The 18,578-nt window shown below is 42.9% G+C and carries 16 protein-coding genes; 13 read left to right on the top strand and 3 right to left on the bottom strand.

Annotation, left to right across the window (positions count from 1 at the left end; translation table 11 throughout):
• Positions 1-104: 104 nt before the first annotated feature.
• From C0V77_RS06330 to dnaG, 3 genes are all read right to left on the bottom strand, one after another.
• Positions 105-1,001 carry a PE-PGRS family protein gene (locus C0V77_RS06330; protein WP_101725475.1) on the bottom strand — a complete coding sequence of 299 codons (897 nt, stop codon included), beginning with the start codon at positions 999-1,001 and terminating at the stop codon, positions 105-107.
• A 118-nt stretch (positions 1,002-1,119) separates the two neighbouring features.
• Positions 1,120-1,527, bottom strand: coding sequence for an alternative ribosome rescue aminoacyl-tRNA hydrolase ArfB (arfB, locus tag C0V77_RS06325; RefSeq protein WP_101725474.1), 408 nt, complete (start codon positions 1,525-1,527; stop codon positions 1,120-1,122).
• Positions 1,528-1,546: 19 nt separating this feature from the next.
• Positions 1,547-3,520 (bottom strand): DNA primase, encoded by a 1,974-nt coding sequence (dnaG, locus tag C0V77_RS06320; protein ID WP_101725473.1) that lies wholly within the window; start codon positions 3,518-3,520, stop codon positions 1,547-1,549.
• 72 nt (positions 3,521-3,592) lie between these two features.
• Here dnaG and C0V77_RS06315 point away from each other — a divergent pair, with 72 nt between their 5' ends.
• The 13 genes from C0V77_RS06315 to C0V77_RS06255 all read left to right on the top strand — a co-directional run bounded on the left by C0V77_RS06315 (position 3,593) and on the right by C0V77_RS06255 (position 18,570).
• Complete coding sequence (locus tag C0V77_RS06315) at positions 3,593-4,204, top strand: trimeric intracellular cation channel family protein (RefSeq protein ID WP_101725472.1); 612 nt, start codon at positions 3,593-3,595, stop codon at positions 4,202-4,204.
• Positions 4,205-4,242: 38 nt separating this feature from the next.
• Complete coding sequence (locus tag C0V77_RS06310; protein WP_143706020.1) at positions 4,243-4,806, top strand: hypothetical protein; 564 nt, start codon at positions 4,243-4,245, stop codon at positions 4,804-4,806.
• Between the two features lie 256 nt (positions 4,807-5,062).
• Positions 5,063-5,983 carry a hypothetical protein gene (locus C0V77_RS06305; protein WP_101725470.1) on the top strand — a complete coding sequence of 307 codons (921 nt, stop codon included), beginning with the start codon at positions 5,063-5,065 and terminating at the stop codon, positions 5,981-5,983.
• A gap of 74 nt (positions 5,984-6,057) precedes the next feature.
• On the top strand, positions 6,058-7,596 hold the full coding sequence (locus C0V77_RS06300; RefSeq protein ID WP_101725469.1) for a phosphatase PAP2 family protein: 1,539 nt from the start codon (positions 6,058-6,060) through the stop codon (positions 7,594-7,596).
• A 49-nt stretch (positions 7,597-7,645) separates the two neighbouring features.
• Positions 7,646-8,716: a hypothetical protein gene (locus tag C0V77_RS06295; protein WP_101725468.1), complete on the top strand. Its 1,071-nt coding sequence runs from the start codon at positions 7,646-7,648 to the stop codon at positions 8,714-8,716.
• A 2-nt stretch (positions 8,717-8,718) separates the two neighbouring features.
• Positions 8,719-9,261, top strand: coding sequence for a carboxymuconolactone decarboxylase family protein (locus C0V77_RS06290; RefSeq protein ID WP_101725467.1), 543 nt, complete (start codon positions 8,719-8,721; stop codon positions 9,259-9,261).
• 98 nt (positions 9,262-9,359) lie between these two features.
• Positions 9,360-9,920, top strand: a complete 561-nt coding sequence (locus C0V77_RS06285) for a carboxymuconolactone decarboxylase family protein (protein ID WP_101725466.1) — start codon at positions 9,360-9,362, stop codon at positions 9,918-9,920.
• Between the two features lie 50 nt (positions 9,921-9,970).
• The gene (locus tag C0V77_RS06280; RefSeq protein ID WP_101725465.1) at positions 9,971-12,736 is read left to right on the top strand and encodes a TonB-dependent receptor; all 2,766 of its coding nucleotides are present in this window, start codon (positions 9,971-9,973) and stop codon (positions 12,734-12,736) included.
• A gap of 70 nt (positions 12,737-12,806) precedes the next feature.
• A complete protein-coding gene (locus tag C0V77_RS06275; protein ID WP_158237892.1) occupies positions 12,807-15,065 on the top strand; it encodes a CRTAC1 family protein in 2,259 nt (752 codons plus the stop codon).
• Between the two features lie 35 nt (positions 15,066-15,100).
• Positions 15,101-15,955 carry a hypothetical protein gene (locus tag C0V77_RS06270; RefSeq protein WP_101725463.1) on the top strand — a complete coding sequence of 285 codons (855 nt, stop codon included), beginning with the start codon at positions 15,101-15,103 and terminating at the stop codon, positions 15,953-15,955.
• Between the two features lie 21 nt (positions 15,956-15,976).
• Positions 15,977-17,224: an MFS transporter gene (locus tag C0V77_RS06265; RefSeq protein ID WP_101725462.1), complete on the top strand. Its 1,248-nt coding sequence runs from the start codon at positions 15,977-15,979 to the stop codon at positions 17,222-17,224.
• An 11-nt stretch (positions 17,225-17,235) separates the two neighbouring features.
• The gene (locus tag C0V77_RS06260; protein ID WP_101725461.1) at positions 17,236-17,805 is read left to right on the top strand and encodes a carboxymuconolactone decarboxylase family protein; all 570 of its coding nucleotides are present in this window, start codon (positions 17,236-17,238) and stop codon (positions 17,803-17,805) included.
• Between the two features lie 231 nt (positions 17,806-18,036).
• Complete coding sequence (locus tag C0V77_RS06255) at positions 18,037-18,570, top strand: hypothetical protein (RefSeq protein ID WP_143706019.1); 534 nt, start codon at positions 18,037-18,039, stop codon at positions 18,568-18,570.
• The last annotated feature ends 8 nt before the right edge of the window (positions 18,571-18,578 follow it).

Below are 18,578 nucleotides of genomic sequence, written 5' to 3'. Positions count from 1 at the left end.
AACAAAGACTACGATACCTGAAAATAGAAAATCCAATCTTTTACAGACTGGATTTCCTAAGCATCTCATCTTTTTGATGCAATTATCAAGGATGGCCTAAATGGTTATTTTTTCTTTGGGTAATAATACAAATAAGAGATGCCGTTCTGGCCGTCTGGCCTTTCGCTGTTGGTAAAATAGCCTTTCCCGTCTTTATCAAAGCAGAAACCTTCTCCCTGCGGCTCCTGCACGTAAGGCAGTAATTTGTCGCGAGTTCTGAAAAGCGCCTGAGGTATGGTTTCTCCATCTTTACGGTACCAGTAAAAAAGTGTAAAGTAGTTTCTGATAACAATTTCTTTACCGTCTGATGATATCCCGCCACTGGTAACATAGGTAATGGGTAAAGTCTGTAAAAACTCTGCCGTTTGATTTTCTGTAACAGACTGAGGATATTTTAGCCTGTAGAGGCGTACATTAAACTCTCTTTTCGAAACAATATAAATGTCTTTGGTCTGAGGGTCTATCAGTATACATTCGGCGTCGCGGCTACCGTCAGGGTATTGAAAGGCTATGCGGTCAAAACTGGTAACGGCTTGTAATGATTGTGGCTCAACGAACCGATAAATGTAATACTGGTTATTATAAACCGCATCATTGTCTCCAATTTCGGCCAGATATAGGTAGGTTTTGCCAGCCTCAGGGCCGGGGCCAATAGATATGTCTTCCCAGTCACGGTTAGGGAAAGGCATTTTTACAGACCCTTTGTATTGTCCGCCATGCGAAAACAAATAAATATTATTGGGGTTATCGCCATCTTCCTGCACCCAGACATTCCCCGGCATACTGCGGCTGTCGCATACACCAGAGGCCTCATTGGCTATATCTTCCGGCAATCTGGCCATTACCGGCACAGTTTCATATTCAGGTATTACCTCTGTTACGGGGTTTGGGTCTGGTTTTTTAAACCAGTCGCAAGAACTTATAAATAACGAAATTAATACGTAAATCAGTGTTTTTCTCATTCTGTTACCGGCAACATTCAATGCAAAGAAAACGATTATGCCACTAAGTTATCAGGTTTAATAAATATTTAATGGCTTAACCACGCCACCGGTGCACAAATTATTATTCTACGGACAATTAAAAATCAATTTTCTGGTTTCTGGCTGCTTTTTTGTCTGAATCGATTTTTTTTGTCTTCAACCTTTTTTCTACTGCAGCCAGCGAGGGTTTGGTGGCTCGTCTTTTCTTGGCTTCATGCAGAGATTTTTCAAGTAATTTGTAAAACTTCTGCACCACCAGTTCTTTGTTTTGCAACTGGCTTCTTTTTTCCTGCGAGCTAATCAACAAAACGGTTTCTTGTACCAGTTGGCTTTGAAGCTTTTCATAAAGCCTTTGTTTTTGGGTATCTGTCAGTAAGGCAGAGGTAGCAATGTTGAATCTAAGCTCTACTTTTGTTTCCACCTTATTTACATTCTGTCCGCCCGGGCCGCCACTTCTGGCAGTAGCGAACTCAAATTCAGGCGAAAAATCTATATCTTTTATCATGGTTTTATATTCTGTATAATTAGCCCTGCACCACCGTGCCCAAAAGTGCAGCCAATTTTTTAATGATTCCTTTCAGTTCCATCATTTTTACCAGTATTTGCTCTTGCGTTTCAAAAGATTCCGTTTCAATGAGCTCCTTACTTAGTTTTTCCATCTCTATTTCAAAGCGGCTTTTTTTTAACCTCAGCACATTGGTGTAAACCATTTCGTCTAGTTTATCACTTTCTAATGGCACGTATATTTCAAATTTCTCCCAGTTTTCGCTCAGCTGATGTGGAGACGAAAGCCAGTTAATGCTTAGGGTCTGAATTTCAATATCCTGATGGCTGGTAAAGTAGGAAGTGTCCGGAATTTCGCCTCTTTGATGAAACTCCCGGCATATATCCAGTATTTTCTGGTAAGATGCCGTTTCAAAAGTTATATCCTGAATTTCATTAAAAATATAGTCGGTAAGAGTAAAGTCTATGTTTTCTGCCACGTTTTTCTCCAAAACATGGGTGCCGTAACATACCAGCAGCCTTACACATTCTTCTTCATGATAAGACAAGGCACTCCGATTCACGGTTCTGGCTGTCTCTTCCATACCCGGCACAAAGGTATCAGGCTCGGGCGCTACAAATGCGTTGATATCACCCAGTGGATTAGTCCTCTGCTGCCTTTGTCTGTCGCGGTCTGAATCCTGCCTCTTTTTCTGGAATATTTTATTGCCTTCAGTAATCAGGATGTGCTCATCAATACTAAGCAAAGAGGCCACCTCTTTATAAAATACCGAACGTTTGATGGAGTCCGGAATCTTGGAGATGGTTTCTACCAGGTCTTTTATCAGTTCAGCACGCTTAAGGGCGTCTGTGCCCACGTCTTTCAATGAAATCTCGGTCTTGAACCTGATAAAATCCTTCTGGGTATGCTTTACGTATTCTTTAAAAGCCTGGCTACCAACTTTCTGAACAAAACTGTCGGGGTCGTCTCCATCCGGAAAAACTACGGCCTTCACATTCAGGCCTTCTTCCAGAATAATGTCTATTCCTCTTAAAGATGCCTTGATACCGGCGTCGTCGCCGTCATACAAAACGGTTATGTTTTCGGTAAATCTTCTGATTAGCTGAATCTGCTCTTTGGTAAGCGAAGTGCCGGACGAAGCCACTACGTTTTCAAAACCTGCCTGATTTAACGAAACAACGTCGGTATAACCTTCTACCAGATAACAGTTCTCTTCCTGCCTGATAGGATTCTTCGCCTGCGCTATACCATATACTATATTACTTTTATGATATACAGCCGTTTCGGGCGAATTAAGATATTTGGGGGCGTTTGGGTCTTTTTTCAGAATCCTGGCACCAAATGCAATAGGTTTGCCTGCTACATTATGAATCGGGAAAATTACCCGTCCTCTGAAACGGTCTATCGGTTCACGACCTTCTTTCAGAATAGTCAGGCCGGCTTTTTCAAGTATATCCAGTGTAAAACCGTTCTTAAGCGCATGTTTAGTAAAAACGTCCCGCCCGTCAGAACTATAGCCCAGGTCAAATTTCCTGATGGTCTGGTGGTTAAACCCCCGTTCTTTAAAATAGCTCAGCCCGATGCTCTCGCCCTCAGGGGTTTGCCAAAGTTGGTCCTGATAAAATTTATTGGCAAAATCCAGGGCTATAAAAAGGCTTTCCTTTTCGTTCTGAACCTGCTGTTCTTCGCTGGTATATTCCTGCTCGGCTACTTCTATACCATATTTTTTAGCCAGGTGTCTCAGTGCTTCGGGGTATCCTATACCTTCAATGTCCATCACAAACCTTACAGAATCACCGGCCTTGCCGCAACCAAAGCATTTGTAGATGCCTTTTGATGGCGACACCGAGAATGATGGCGTTTTTTCATTATGAAAAGGGCAGCAGGCTATCATGTTTGCTCCCCGCTTTTTGAGAGAAACATAATCGCCCACAACCTCAACTATATCGGCGGCCTGAATAATCTGCTGTACGGTATCCTGATCTATTCGCATATACCAAATTTACTGTAAAAACATAAAAATGACGTTTTTACTGCTATTTTTGTTGCAAAATTACTAAAACTAATGGAATTTTTTACATTTATAAATATTGGTGGCACCATTGCTTTTGCGGCTTCAGGCACTATGGCGGCTATGCGCAAAGACCTAGACATCTTCGGCCTGGTTGTTATTGCCTTTGTTACTTCTGTTGGCGGTGGTACCATACGTGATATGCTCATTGGGCATCTGCCTGTGCGCTGGATTCTGGATTCTACAATAATTATACTGATTGTAATGGTAGCAATGGTTACGGTTATTTTCAGACACAGGATAGCACATCTTGATAAAACCCTTACTTTGTTCGATTCCCTCGGGCTTGGCTTTTTTGCGCTCAGGGGCATTCAAGAAGGTATATCTGCAGGGCTTAATGTCCCTTCCTGTATTATTCTGGGTACCATTACTGCCTGTTTTGGGGGTGTAATAAGAGATATTTTGCTTAATGAAATACCTGCGCTTTTCAGAACAGGCCAGTTGTATGCCACTGTTTGTATAATTGGGGGCAGTTTCTACTTTGCCCTTCACAAGTTAACCCTATCTGTTGAAGTAATAGATATCATAACCGTTTTATGTATTTTTGGGATTCGTACACTGGCTATCAGCAAAAATATATCGTTGCCAAAAATCAATAAAATGTAAAAAGTTGTTGGAAAATTTCAATTTAATTGATTTATTTGTTGCATGAACCAAAATTACTACTGAAAAAAGTCGCTTCCATATCGCTTCTGGCATTGCTGGTGTGTAATATGCTGGGCTCTACGTTTGTCATGCTTTTGGACAAATGGCAGGAGGAGCGCGTAGTACACGCAAATGTGTCTTTTCAGGAAAAAGGAGAGTTTCTGGTTATGAAAGTGCCAATGGCCATTCCGTATATGGCCAGTTGGAACGAGTCTGAAGAGACAGACGGTCTCATTATCTTCAAAGGCGATTTTTTCCGTACTTATCAGCGCAAATTTGAAAGTGATACCCTTTATACTTATTGCAAGAAAGAAAATGCAAGCCGCGAGAACGTTTTTAGTTTGCTTCAACAGGTAAAAAAACAGGTAAACGATGAACCCACCGACTCGGGTAAAAAGGCGCTCAATTTTTTTAAGAACCTCACTAAAGATTATACTCAGTTCGGTAGTAACACAATTGCCTACTTCTGGGTTGAAGACCTCCCGTTAAAAATCTACACCTATCAGGAGTTTATTCCTGCTTCAACGTTATTTGTAAATTCTCCACCTCCCGATTTAGCTTAATACAGTCTTTTCTACAAATTTTTATGCCTTGCCGCCTTGGTTTTTGCCCAAAGCGCAATGTATGAATGCATCCGCTCAAATCTATACTTCTTATGTGGTAAGTTGTGCCTATGCCCGGCACTAAACATAGACCATTGTTCATGAACGCCCTCTTTGGTCGTTCATAGTAATCTGTCTGTGCGTTTGGGATGGGGTTCGGTATTGACTTGCACATGGGTTACATGACTGTTTTTAACTAAAAACTTACTATTCTAAAATGAAATTATTTTACAAGTTTTTACTTGTGCTGGTATGTGGTGCGGTTTTCAATGCGCAAGCCCAAATGCCTCATGACGCCATTTACATGAACAAAAAATCTATTTGTATAGCTACAACCTATTCAAATAGCCAGTGGAGCGAATATTGGGAGAATAAATTAAAACGCGAAAATTTCAATATAGGTACGCACACTACTCAAAGTGTTATGCCTATGATAGCCTACGGTATTACCAAAAAACTGAATGTTCTTGCCGGCTTACCTTATGTGTGGACAAAAACCAGCGCAGGTAACCTAATGGGGCAGCAGGGTTTTCAGGATGTATCAGTATGGTTAAAATACAATATGGTGCAATCGGCAAACGGCCTTTCCTTACATGGAGTATTGGGTGGCTCATTACCGGTAAGCAACTATGTACCAGATTTTCTCCCGATGTCAATTGGCCTTAAATCCAAAACAGCTACTGCACGTTTAATTGCTCACTACAAGCATACTTCTGGATTTTATATTACCGCACACGGAAGCTACGTTTTCCGCAGTAATATAAAGGTAGACAGAGATGCCTATTACGCTTACGACAAAGTTTATAACACCAATGAAATAAGTATGCCTAATGCTACTGATGTAGCCGCCCGGATGGGTTACTACAAAAAGGGGATTCAGGCCGAATTATTCATCGATAAAAACACTTGCGTAGGCGGAGACTACATACGGAGAAACGATATGCCTTTTCCGACGAATAACATGAAATCATCGGGCGTAGGTTTCTATGGTAAGTTTCAGCCAAAAAATGTAGGGTTCAATGTAATGATCAGAAGGGTAATCGATGGCGAAAACATGGGTCAGGCTACTACAATATCAGCCGGTTTTCTGTATCAGATAAACTTCAAGAGTAAGTCTGAACAGGTATCAAAAAAATAAAATTTGCAGAAAAGATTTCTAACAGAAAATTTGCTTCCCCGAGCAATTCGCTCAATTGAATACGGGGCCGTAATATGAAAAAAATACATGTATCATTTTTAGTAATAGTAATATTGAGTCTGGTTGTTTCGTCTTGCAATAAAGATTTGGAAGAATCATTGAAAGAGGCCTATATCCCAGCAAAATTAGATGAAAAAGGAGGAACCTGGAAAACTTATGTACTCGCCAGTGCTGATGAATTTCCGGTGGCAGAGCCAAAAGCGGCAGGTTCGGCAGAGTATCAGGCTGAAATAGCAAAACTGAAAACCACGGTTTCGACCATTACCCCGGAAAACAAAAAAGCAGTAGCTTACTGGGGTGCAGGTGCCGTGTATCGCTGGAACGAAATAGCTCGTGAACTGGCAGCCAGATATAACCTTCCGCCTGCTTCAAATGCAGAGGGCAAGTATCCGGTTCCTGATGCTGCCAACCCGTTGGCTGACCCTAAGTTTCCGTTTGCCAATCCGCCATATACAGCCCGTGCACTTGCTTATTTAAGTGTAGCGCAGTATGACGCACTGGTGGCCGCGTGGAACTACAAGTTTAAATATAACCGCAAGGCTCCTTCAAAAACAGATGCTACAGTTTCTGCATTGTTACCGGTTTCTGATTTACCGTCTTACCCGTCTGAAGATGCAGTTGTGGCTGCGGCCTCATATACCATATTGGTGGCGATGTTCCCCGGCGAGGTACCTTTGTTGGATGCCAAGCTGGCCGAAGCCAAAAATGCCCGTATCTGGGGTGGTATGAACGTTGATTCTGATATTTCAGCAGGCGATGCCCTGGGCAAAGCCGTAGCTGCCAAAGTAATGGGTCGTGCAAAAACAGACGGCATGGGTGCCGCCAATAATCAGACAGTTAATGCTGCTGCCATTGCTAATGCCAAAGCCCAAGGCTTGAAGTCGGAGTGGTTAAGCCAGGAGATTCCTGCCCGCCCGCCAATGTTGCCTAACTATGGTACCGTGCAGACCTGGAATTTTGATAAAGCAGCTATGCTGGCCATGCGCCCAAGCCCTCCGCCAGCATTAGATAGTGACGAGTTTAAAAAAGACCTTGACGAGCTTAAGGCCATTGATAAAAATCAGACGCGTGAGCAGGCACGTATTGCCAATTACTGGTCAGACGGTGCCGGCAGCTACACGCCTCCTGGTCATTGGCATCGTGCTGCTGCCAATCTTTGTTTCCAGAATAAGTTCAGTGAGTTGGCAACAGCCCGCACGCTGGCATTGCTGGGTACGGCCGAGATGGATGCAGGTATTGCATGCTGGGACGCCAAGAACTATTATTATTATCCGCGCCCGCAGCAATTTGGTATCAAAACCTCTGTTGGTTTGCCCAATTTTCAGTCTTATACCTCGGGGCACTCTACTTTTTCAGGTGCCGCTGCCACAGTATTGGGCTCTATCTTCCCGACAGAGGCTGAAAAGTTGAATGCGATGGCTCAGGAAGCATCCAATTCAAGGGTTTATGGACTGATTCATTATCGTTTCGACTGCGTTAAGGGTCTTGAACACGGTAAAAAAATTGGTCAGTATGCCATTGCCCGTGGAAAGGCCGATGGTTCTGGTTTATAAAAACTAATGGTTTAATCAGCTTGCTAAGATTTATTCAAACGTATTTTCAATGAAAAAAATATATTATTTTTTCTCACTAGCCATGCTTTTGGGATCAATCAAGGGGTTCTCGCAAGGTTGTATTGCCGTACGCCACATGGCATCGGCAACGGGTAACCCTAACAGCCCAGCCTCTATGATGAAAGGCGGCCAGTTTCAATTTACGGCTTCATACAGATTTTTGCATTCTTTCCGCCATTTTGTTGGTACCCAAGAGCAAAAAGAACGTATAGAAAACGGTACTCAGGTTATTAATACTTCTCATGCTTTTGATTTTGGCCTGAGTTACGCTGTTAATCCGCGTCTGAGCTTTTCATTGAATTTACCGTATCTGGACAACGACCGTTCTTCTCTTTATGAACACTACGGCAACTCAATTGAGGCTAACCCGGAGCAGAAACGTTTTCATACGTATTCTAAAGGGGTGGGCGATATGCGTTTATCTGCTACCTACTGGTTGTTCAATCCGCTTACTCATCTGAAAGGTAATCTGGCTATAGGGGTGGGAGTCAAAGCTCCAACCGGTGATGCCAACGTTCAGGGAGACTTCCATAAACTGGATAAAAACAAAAAAGAATACATACAGCGCAAAGCCCTTGACCAATCAATGCAATTGGGCGATAGGGGCTGGGGATACAGCATTGAAATGCAGGGTTACCAGTCGGTATTCAAAAATGCCTCTGTTTACTACAATGGTTTTTATATGTTCAGCCCTAAAACAGTTAATGCGGCTACCGGCTTTTCAGTACCTGACCAGTTTGCAGGTCGTGCGGGTTTAAGCTATTCGGTTGCGCCTAAAAAGGGTATTTCATTAGCATTGGGTGGCAGGGTAGAAGGCTTGCCTGCTATAGACCGCATTGGTAATAGCGAGGGCAGCCGCAGACCCGGATACATTATCTCTGTTGAGCCAAGTGTCATTATTAATACGCATCATCATTCGTTTATTTTTGGTGTTCCTTATGCGGTTGTTCGTAACAGAATAAAATCATGGAGCGACATGCAAGACCCAACCGGTAAAAAGCATGGCGATGCAGCATTTGCAGACTACCTGATTACAGCAACTTACGCTTACAGGTTCTGATTATGGCACACATCAAATTGTTGAACGAGGAGCTTCCGGGTATTTCCGGGCTTCTCAATCATAATCCGCGTACGGCCATACCCTTGTTAAACCTGGCTGAAACCCTTTTAAGGGGGCCGTCAACCTTAACAAGTGGCGAACGCGAATTGATTGCTTCTTATGTTTCGCACCTGAACAACTGCCATTTTTGCCATACTTCGCACGGAGCAGCGGCGGCAGCACATTTAGGTTGTGATTTGAATATAATAGATGATATCAAACAAAATTTTGCCGAAACTGCTATTTCTCCAAAGCTGAGAGCATTGCTTAACATTGCTGCACAAGTGCAAAAAGGTGGCAGGCATGTAACAGAAAAGGAGATTGAAGCAGCCAGAAATGAAGGAGCAACCGACGAAGAAATTCATGATTCGGTACTGATTGCGGCAGCATTTTGTATGTTTAATCGCTATGTAGATGGCTTAGGCACGTGGGCGCCGAAAGAAAACGAAGCCTACCGTGAAATGGGACAGAGAATGGCCTTTGCCGGTTATAATCGTCCTCGCTAAGAAAACAGGTTTAACCTGTCTGTTTTTCCCTGATTATTTATTGTACCACCTCTGGCATCGGCTGCAAACAGCCGGTAAGCCTTGTTATTGCCTGAATTATGCCTCATATATCACTTCCTGACCATCTGCCCGGTATTACAGGGCTTTTAGAGTATAGCCAGGATACCGCAGCGCCTATTCGTGAACTGACACAAATTTTGTTAAGAGGAGACAGTTCGCTGACCCAGGGCGAAAGAGAGTTAATAGCCACCATAGTATCGCACAATAATGAATGCCGGTTTTGTACGGCTGCTCATACTGCCGCTGCCGATTTGCTATTGGGTGAAACCGAAACCTGCGAATTGGTAAAACATGATTTAGAGAATGCTCCGGTGAGCGATAAAATGAAGGCCTTACTAACCATTGCCAGAATGGTGCAGAAAAGCGGGAAGAGCGTCACCCCTGAAGCTATAGCCAATGCTAAGGCAAAAGGCGCAACCGACATGGAAATACATGATACTGTGCTTATAGCTGCACTTTTTTGTTTGTATAACCGCTATGTTGACGGCCTGGCCAGTGTAACGCCAGGCGACCCCTCATTTTATCAGTACTTAGGTGAAAGAATAGTGAACCACGGCTACACGCGTTTGCCGCAGGGCTATGACCACCTGAAGAAATAAGTATGATGAGGATTAATTAATCTAATCCTATATTTTAACCGAGCTTTAGAATGAAAAATATTTTTACCTGTATAATCTCCTTATTGTTGATTTCAGCAGGAGCTTTTGCCCAGAAAAGTGTCATCAAAGGCAAAGTGACTGATGCTGAAAATCAAAAACCTATGATAGGTGTTTCGGTTTTTCTGAAAGGAAAAGTTTCAGGAACCATCACTAATGCCGAAGGACATTTTGAACTGAATGCCTCTCTTCCGGCCACATTGGTAATTTCAATGGTGGGTTATGAGCGCCAGGAAATTGCGGTGACCAGCGAAACCACATTGAGTATCTCCTTGAAAACCGCCTCTGAAGACCTAAATCAGGTGGTTGTTTCTGCTTCCAGAATTGAAGAAAGCATTTTGAAGTCGCCGGTGAGTATTGAAAAGATGGACTCAAGAAGTATCCAGCAATCTCCGGCAGCCAACTTCTACGATGCTTTGCTCAACATGAAGTCTTTAGATATTGTTACCAGTGGCCTTACCTACAAGCAAATCAACACCAGAGGTTTTAATACCACCGGTAACAGCCGCTTTTTGCAATTGGTAGACGGCGTTGATAACCAGTCAGCCGGTTTGGGTTTTGCCATGGGTAATCTGCATGGCCCCAACGACATTGATATAGAAAGCGTTGAGCTGATTCCGGGAGCTGCCTCAGCTTTGTATGGCCCTATTGCATTCAACGGAATGTTGCAGATGCGCACAAAAAATCCATTTGATTATCAGGGGCTAAGCGCGCAAACCAAAGTCGGCGTAAACCATTTGAGTGACGGCACAGGAATGGGGGCAAAACCATATTATGACCTGGCCGTGCGATATGCCAAAGCATTTAAAAACAAATTTGCTTTCAAGGCAAATGTCGCTTACCTAAGCGGTACCGACTGGTATGCAAATGATTATACAGATATAGACCCCAATACGCCTACAGCTAACCGTGGGCCAAATAACCCGGGCAAAAATGCCTTGAATATTTACGGCGACGAGGTTGCACAGACAATTGATAAAATTGGGCGGGTGTCAAGAACGGGTTATGAAGAAAAAGACCTGGCCCAGTATGGTGTATATAGCCTGAAGTTAAACGGAGCATTGCATTACCGTATTACAGATAATCTGGAAGCCATCTATCAGGCAAATTTTAGTCAGGGTATTGCACAGTACACCGGTAGCAGCCGTTTTGTAATTAATAATTTTTACCTGATGCAGCATCGCCTTGAATTGAAAGGCAGCAATTTTTATGTGAGAGCTTATTCAAATCAGGAAGATTCGCAGGATTCTTACAACAGCCGTTCTTTAGGGCAGCTCATTAACCGTATGTGGGTAAAAGACCTGAATGGTAACACGGTTGCTCCGGCTCAGGCTGATGCCACCTGGTTTCAGCGTTATTCGGCGGCTTATAACGGAAACATCAATGGAGTTTCTGCGCAAAACCATTCTGCCGCCCGGGCATTTGCCGACCAGGGAAGGCTACTACCCGGAACTGCCGCATTTGATGCTGCCAGAGACCAGCTGATTCATACCCAGGGCTTAAGCGGAGCAGGTATTTTCAGCCGTTGTGGTTTAAAACACATGGAAGGTATGTACGATTTCAGTGAATTACTGAAAGTAGTAAACATCCAGGTAGGTGCCAACTACAGAAGATATTATCTGGATACTCAGGGAACCTTATTTGATGACAAAGGCAAGAACCTCACAAACGACGAGTTTGGAGCGTTTATTCAGGCTTCAAAGTCATTGGTAAATAATAAACTGAAAATTACACTGTCAGGTCGCTACGATAAAAACGAGAACTTCGATGGCCGTATAACACCAAGGGCTTCGGCAGTATTTTCACCAAACGACAACAATCATTTCAGAGCTTCCTATCAGACGGGTTTCCGCAACCCGGTTATCGGCGACCAGTATATTAAGCTGAACGTCGGGCCAATCATTATTCTGGGCGGTGCACCGGTTAATTCTGTTGGCATGAACGCCTATGAAAACTCTTTTACGGCGGCATCAGTAGGGGCTTTTGCCAGCGCGGCGGGTGCACAGCTTGGGCAGGGTGTTCCGTTCCCGACCGCTATTGCCAACAACAAAGACAAACTGGTGAAATCGAAGGTGCCATACATCCAGCCAGAGAAAGTTCAGAGTTTTGAGGTGGGTTATAAGGGAGTTTTCAGTCAGAAAATACTGTTTGATATCAATTATTACTACAGTCAATACAAAGACTTCATCATTAATACGGTGGTTATCCGCCCTGATAATAACGTGCTGTTACCAGATGGCTCTATTAACCCTGCTGCAGCAGGTGATATTCTGGGAGGCAAAACACAGGCGTTTCAACTTTATACCAATGCCGCCGATAAGGTGTCTATTCAAGGGGTAAGTGCAGGTTTGTCTTATTTGTTTCCGAAAAACTACCGCCTGAATACGAATCTAACCTGGATTGACTTCAACCTCATGGATGCCAATCCGAGCAATATTCCTGCCTTTAATACACCAACCTGGAAAACCAACGTGGTGTTCGGTAATCCAAAACTGACAGATAAATTCGGCTTTAACGTAGCATGGCACTGGCAAAGTGCTTTTGACTGGTACGGTACCTTTACGACGATGTATCCGGGCAAAATTAATGCTTATAGCTTGCTCGATGCGCAGGTGAGCTACAAACTGCCTGCCATCAAATCGGTTATCAAGCTGGGTGCTTCAAATCTTACTAACCAATACATTGTGCAGGCTTATGGCTCTCCGGCCGTTGGTGGGTTGTATTATGTTAGTCTGAATTTTGATGAGTTAATGCGATAAAATTAATAAAAGGGGTAAAAACAACTTTTGCTTAATGACCCCTTTAAAGACATACTTAAATTTCACCAACATGAAACTTTTTGAATTAATATCAGGAAGAGCTAAATATTGGATTTTGCTGGTATCGGGCTTGATGGTTTTTGCCTGCAGAAGTGATAAGAGTGAAGAAATGGTTAAAATACTGGCGAAGATTCATCAGGAAAGTTTTAAAAGAACGAATCCCTTTTCGCCAAAGGCAGAAATTGCCTTTTATGATTCGATGAGTACACTGGCTCAGGGGAATCCATACAAAAGCTTTATTACAGATTTTTATAAGGCCAATGCCTATCTGAAAAACGGTGAAGAAACAAAAGCGGTAACCTTATTGGAAACCATATTGCCTATGGCTTTAACCAAGTTTCAGGGTAATGCCGAAAGAACCCTGACCAGCCTGGGAATTGCCAGTTTGCGATTGGCCGAACGCCAGAATTGTGTGAATAATCATACGGCAGAATCGTGCGTGATACCCATAATTAATACAGGTATCCATAAAATAAAAGGCGGGTCTCGCAGAGCCATAGAGGTTTATGAGACAATTCTTTCAAGAAACCCTTATGATTATGAAGCACAGTGGCTATTAAACATTGCCTACATGACCATAGGAGAATATCCGGCTAAAGTACCAGCTCAATATCTGATTCCTGATTTAGATAAAGACAAGTCAGGCTATAATTTGAATCCCTTTACTGATGTAGCTCCGGGCCTCAACCTGAATTTAAAAAACAAGGCAGGCGGAACTATCCTGGAGGATTTCGATAATGACGGATATCTGGATATAGTAATTTCAGACCTGGGGCTTGATGGTTCTATGCATTATTTTAAAAACAATGCAAACAACACTTTTAGCGATGTGTCGGAGAAGTCGGGCCTATCGAGATTTAAAGGTGGGCTGAACATTATGCAAACCGATTATAACAATGATGGATTTATCGACATTTTTGTTTTAAGAGGGGCCTGGATGCCCGACCCGTTTGGTAAACAGCCGAATTCGCTATTAAAGAATAATGGAAATGGAACCTTTACTGATGTGACGATTGACAGCGGCTTGTATTCGTTGCACCCAACACAGGCAGGGGTATGGAGAGATTTTAATAATGATGGCTGGCTGGATTTATTCATTGGCAACGAAACCGCCAATATGGGCGAAATGCACGGTTGCGAGCTGTATATAAATAATAAAAACGGCACTTTTACCGATATAACCATTGACGCCGGCTGTGACCTGAATCTGTTTATTAAAGGTGTAACTGCAGGCGACTACGACAATGATGGCTGGCAGGACATATTTATTTCAACCCATCAGGAAACCAAAGTGCTTTTAAAGAATAAAGGAGTGCAAAAGAATGGAAAACTAAAATTTGAAGATGTTACGCAGGCCTCTGGTTTGAGTGAGCTAAGAAATTTTACTTTCCCGACCTGGTTCTGGGATTACGATAACGACGGCTGGCTTGATATATTCGTTTGCGGATACCAGGCAGACCACTCAATGGCTTATTCAGTAGCTACTGATGCGTTGGGCATACCTAACCGCGGAAGTAAAATGTATCTTTTCAAAAACAACCATGATGGCACTTTCAGGGATGTATCGGTTGAAGCGGGCATCAGCCATAGCATATTTGCGATGGGGTCTAATTTCGGAGATATAGATAATGACGGATACCCGGATATGTATCTCGGTACCGGAAATCCTGATTACCAGTCGTTAGTTCCTAATAAGCTTTTCAGAAACATCGGTGGTAAAAAATTTGCTGATGCCACCGTTTCAGCGCGTGTGGGTAATCTGCAAAAAGGACACGGTGTGGGTATCTCTGATTTAGATAATGACGGCGACCAGGATATTTTTATTGAAGTGGGTGGGGCTTATCCCGGTGACTCCTACAATAATTCATTGTATCTGAACCCCGGTCAGAATAATAACCGCTGGATTAAACTCATACTGGAAGGCAAAATCAGTAACCGTTTAGGAATCGGTGCCAGAATAAAAGTTACGTTTAAAGAAAATGGAATAAGCAGGTCAGTTTATCAGGACCTGAGTTCAGGGGGAAGTTTTGGTTCATCTTCTCTCAGAAGAGAGATAGGCATCGGAGAGGCCAACATAATTGATGAAATTTCGATCATCTGGCCGGGTTCTGGCACAAAGCAGGTTTTCAGAAATATAAAGCCAAATCAGCTGCTTAAAATTACTGAGGGAAACAATAAACCCAAAGAAATTAGCATTAAAACCCTTAATTTTGGAGGAGATAATAAAAATATTCCCATTTGTATTACACCTGCCGTTAAAGCCATTTAGCGCCTCAATGGCAGGATTGAAAGATTCAAAGACTGATGAGTACTAAAAGTTTAATTCTGATTAATCCATTTTCGGGGCGGTATTCTTATGAAGAAAAACTTTTCTTCTGGTTGCGCTTTGGCGTTTTAGGCTGCTTTGTAGGGCACGGATTCTGGGGCCTTGTATTAAAGAAAGGCTGGGTTCCATTTTTTAAGGTTTTCTTTATTAATGAACCCATAGCTTACAATTTTATGCCTGTCATTGGCACTATGGATATTCTGATTGGCTTGGTTGTGTTTTTTTATCCCAACAGAGCTTTCCTGTTATGGGCGTCTTTCTGGACATTATTTACGGCCATGCTGCGCCCTTCGGCCAGTATGGGTATGTCTGAGTTTTTTGAAAGAGCTGGTAATTATGGTATACCCATTCTGTTTTTGCTGGTGCATGGCTTGCCTGCTACTGCTAAGCAATGGTTTGAGAAACTGAAACCTTTGGGCTCGGTATCCTATATGCAGGCAAGTGTAATTGAGTGGGTATCAAGGCTGAGTCTGTTCAGCTTACTGGCCGGGCATGGCGGGTTGGCGGTATTCATGAACCACCCAACACTAATTAAGAATATGACAGGGGTAGGGTTGCCGATGACCGGAGTAAACCTGCAGATTTTTGGTCTGGTAGAGATATCGCTGGCGTTTCTGGTTTTGCTCAAGCCTCGCATACCTGGTCTGTTAATCTTTATTTGCTTATATAAGTTAGGCTATGAGTTACTTTTTCCGATTGTGGGCAACCCGATAGATATTTTTGAAACCATTGAACGCATGGGTGATTACGTTTTGCCCATTATACTTTTTGAGTATTATCAATCAAAACATTTTAACCAGAGCCGGCAACATACAATGGCGCCGAAAGCCTGATTACTAACCCTAAAAACCTGAATGAAATTGAAAACTAACCCGACACAAACAATTTTGTCTCCTAAAATTAGAGCAATGGCATTTATTCTTTGTGTAATCAGCTATGCTTTCGGAGGTACGGTTTCAACGCTGATGTCGGTGTACTTACCGGTTGCGGTACCACAACTGCTGAACGGCACAATAACTGAAGCCCGGCTTGGCGAAGTTGGAGCCTACATTAGTGCAGTATCGTTATATGGCTGGATGACAGGCGGAATACTATTTGGAATAATAAGCGATAAAATCGGTCGCAAAAAAGTTCTGGTTTTTGTTACTGCTCTATATGGTGCCGCAACACTGCTTACGGTTTTTGTGCCTAACTGGTATATGCTGCTGGTTTATCGTTTTCTTTCCGGCATGGGTGTGGGTGGGGTGTTATTGGTAACTACTATTTATATTTCAGAAATTTGGATTGAGAAAACGCGTCCGATTATGGTGGGTGTGCTGGCAGTTGCTTTTCCGTTGGGCATTGTGGCATCAGGAGGGTTAAACGTACTTTTTTCAGAGTGGCGTCAGGCTTTCTGGCTTGGGCTTATTCCTTTAATTACGGCATTACTAATAGCATTATTGCTGCCTGAGTCTCCTAAGTGGAAAAACATCCAGAATGGGCCTGCTACTTCAGTTAATGATTTGTTTAATGAAGCTTATCGCCCGAATCTGGTTACTGGTTCAGTTATTTTCGGGGCAGTGCTGATAGGCCTGTGGGGCATTTTCTCGTGGTTGCCTACCTGGGTTCAGTCTTTGTTACCTGCCGGGCAAGACGGCCAGAAAGAAAGAGGAATAACGATGATGCTGCTGGGTATGGGTGGTATTGTTGGAGGGGTGATGTCTGGATTTCTGATACGCGCTTTTGGAAGCCGAAAAACACTGATGCTGACCTTTGTGGGTTGTGTAGGTGCCTGCTGCCTGCTATTTATAACCAATAAGGTATTCAGCACGATTGTTTATGCCGAAGCCGGTTTGCTTTCTCTATGTTTTGGTATCAGTCAGGGTGCATTATCAAGTTATATTCCTGAGTTATTTCCTACCAGCATAAGGGCAACGGCAACAGGTTTTTGTTTCAATGTGGGTCGTTTCTTTACTGCCACAGCTGTGTTTTTTGTAGGTAGCCTGGTTACCCTATTCGGTGGATTTGGAAACGCACTGCTTGCCTTTTCTATAACATTTGTAGTGGCCCTGCTGGCCGCATACCTAACCCGGGAGAAGAAGTCGAATCTGATTAACTCATAATATTTGTAGCAATGGCACATATAAAATTACCTGAAGAAGATTTACTGCCCGGCATACGCGGGTTAATGGCTTTCAGGCCAGATACAGCCAAACCACTTAATGCTTTGGCTGAGGTGTTGCTGAGAGTTGAAAACAATAGTTTGTCAAGGGGAGAACGCGAGGCCATTGCCACTTACGTATCTTACCTGAACGACTGCTTCTTTTGCCAGCATGTGCATGGCGCTGCTGCTCAATGTTATCTGGAAGACGACGGCACGCTGATTGGCCAGATAAAGAGAAATTTCAATGAGGCACCCATTTCAGACAAACTGAAAGCTTTGCTGGCCATTGCAGGCAGCGTGCAGAAAGGAGGAAAAAACGTGACTACTGAACAGGTTGAAGCTGCCAGAGCCACAGGCGCAACCGATAAAGAGATTCATGACGCCGTTTTAATAGCCGCTTCATTCTGTATGTTTAATCGTTACGTTGACGGTCTGGGAACATGGGCGCCCTCCGACCCACAGGTATATACACCCAGAGGTATGCGCATAGCGGCTGAAGGTTATGCCAGCTTTGATGCCATGAAAAGCATAGGAAAATAGAAAATCGGTACTTTGTGGTTTTGTTTTTACATACGTAGTTTTCATACACTGTGCATTATTTTGATGCACAGTGTTTAGCTTTAAACCTTGGGTTTGCACCCAGAACAACCATTGCCTGACAAAGAAATTAGTGTTTTGTTTTTAGTTAAATAATTTCAACTCTGCACTTCTTTTAGAGGTGCAGAGTATCTTACTAACTTTTAAAATACCTCTTTAGCTCAGATTTGTATATTGAAAAGAATAGCATCCATAGGCCTCTTATTGCTTTTGCTCAATCATTTGTTCGGGCTTACAATTGCCATGCTGTTTTTTGAAGATAATTATCAGACACATTCAAATACAATTATAGAAGACAAGTGGAAGGTGATAAAATTGCCGGCTTCAAGCAAAACCATCCGTATTGACAATACCATAAAAGAAGGTTTAATAAGAAGTGGCAATGAGTTTTATAACGTAATGCACGAATATCAGGAAAACGATACTTTGTATGTAATACTGAAGTCGAACCAGAATGCACAGGAGCGATTTGATGAACTGACTTCGCTGGTTCAGGGAATGTTTGACGCTGACACGCCACAAAGCCCATTGAGTAAAGCCATGAAGTTATATAGTGGTTTGCTTAAAGTGTATCTGTTAAACGACACAGCCCTTCAACTTATTAAACCATGTTTGGTTTCTAATCCTTCACAACCATTTAATGAGCAAGAAAACCGGTATGCCAGCGTAATCAATCTGTTGCATACACCCCCTCCTGAGTTAACCTGATTTTATAT

The organism is Emticicia sp. TH156, assembly GCF_002855535.1.
Taxonomy (GTDB): Bacteria; Bacteroidota; Bacteroidia; order Cytophagales; family Spirosomataceae; genus Emticicia; species Emticicia fluvialis.
This window is presented reverse-complemented; position numbering and strand designations above follow the sequence as displayed.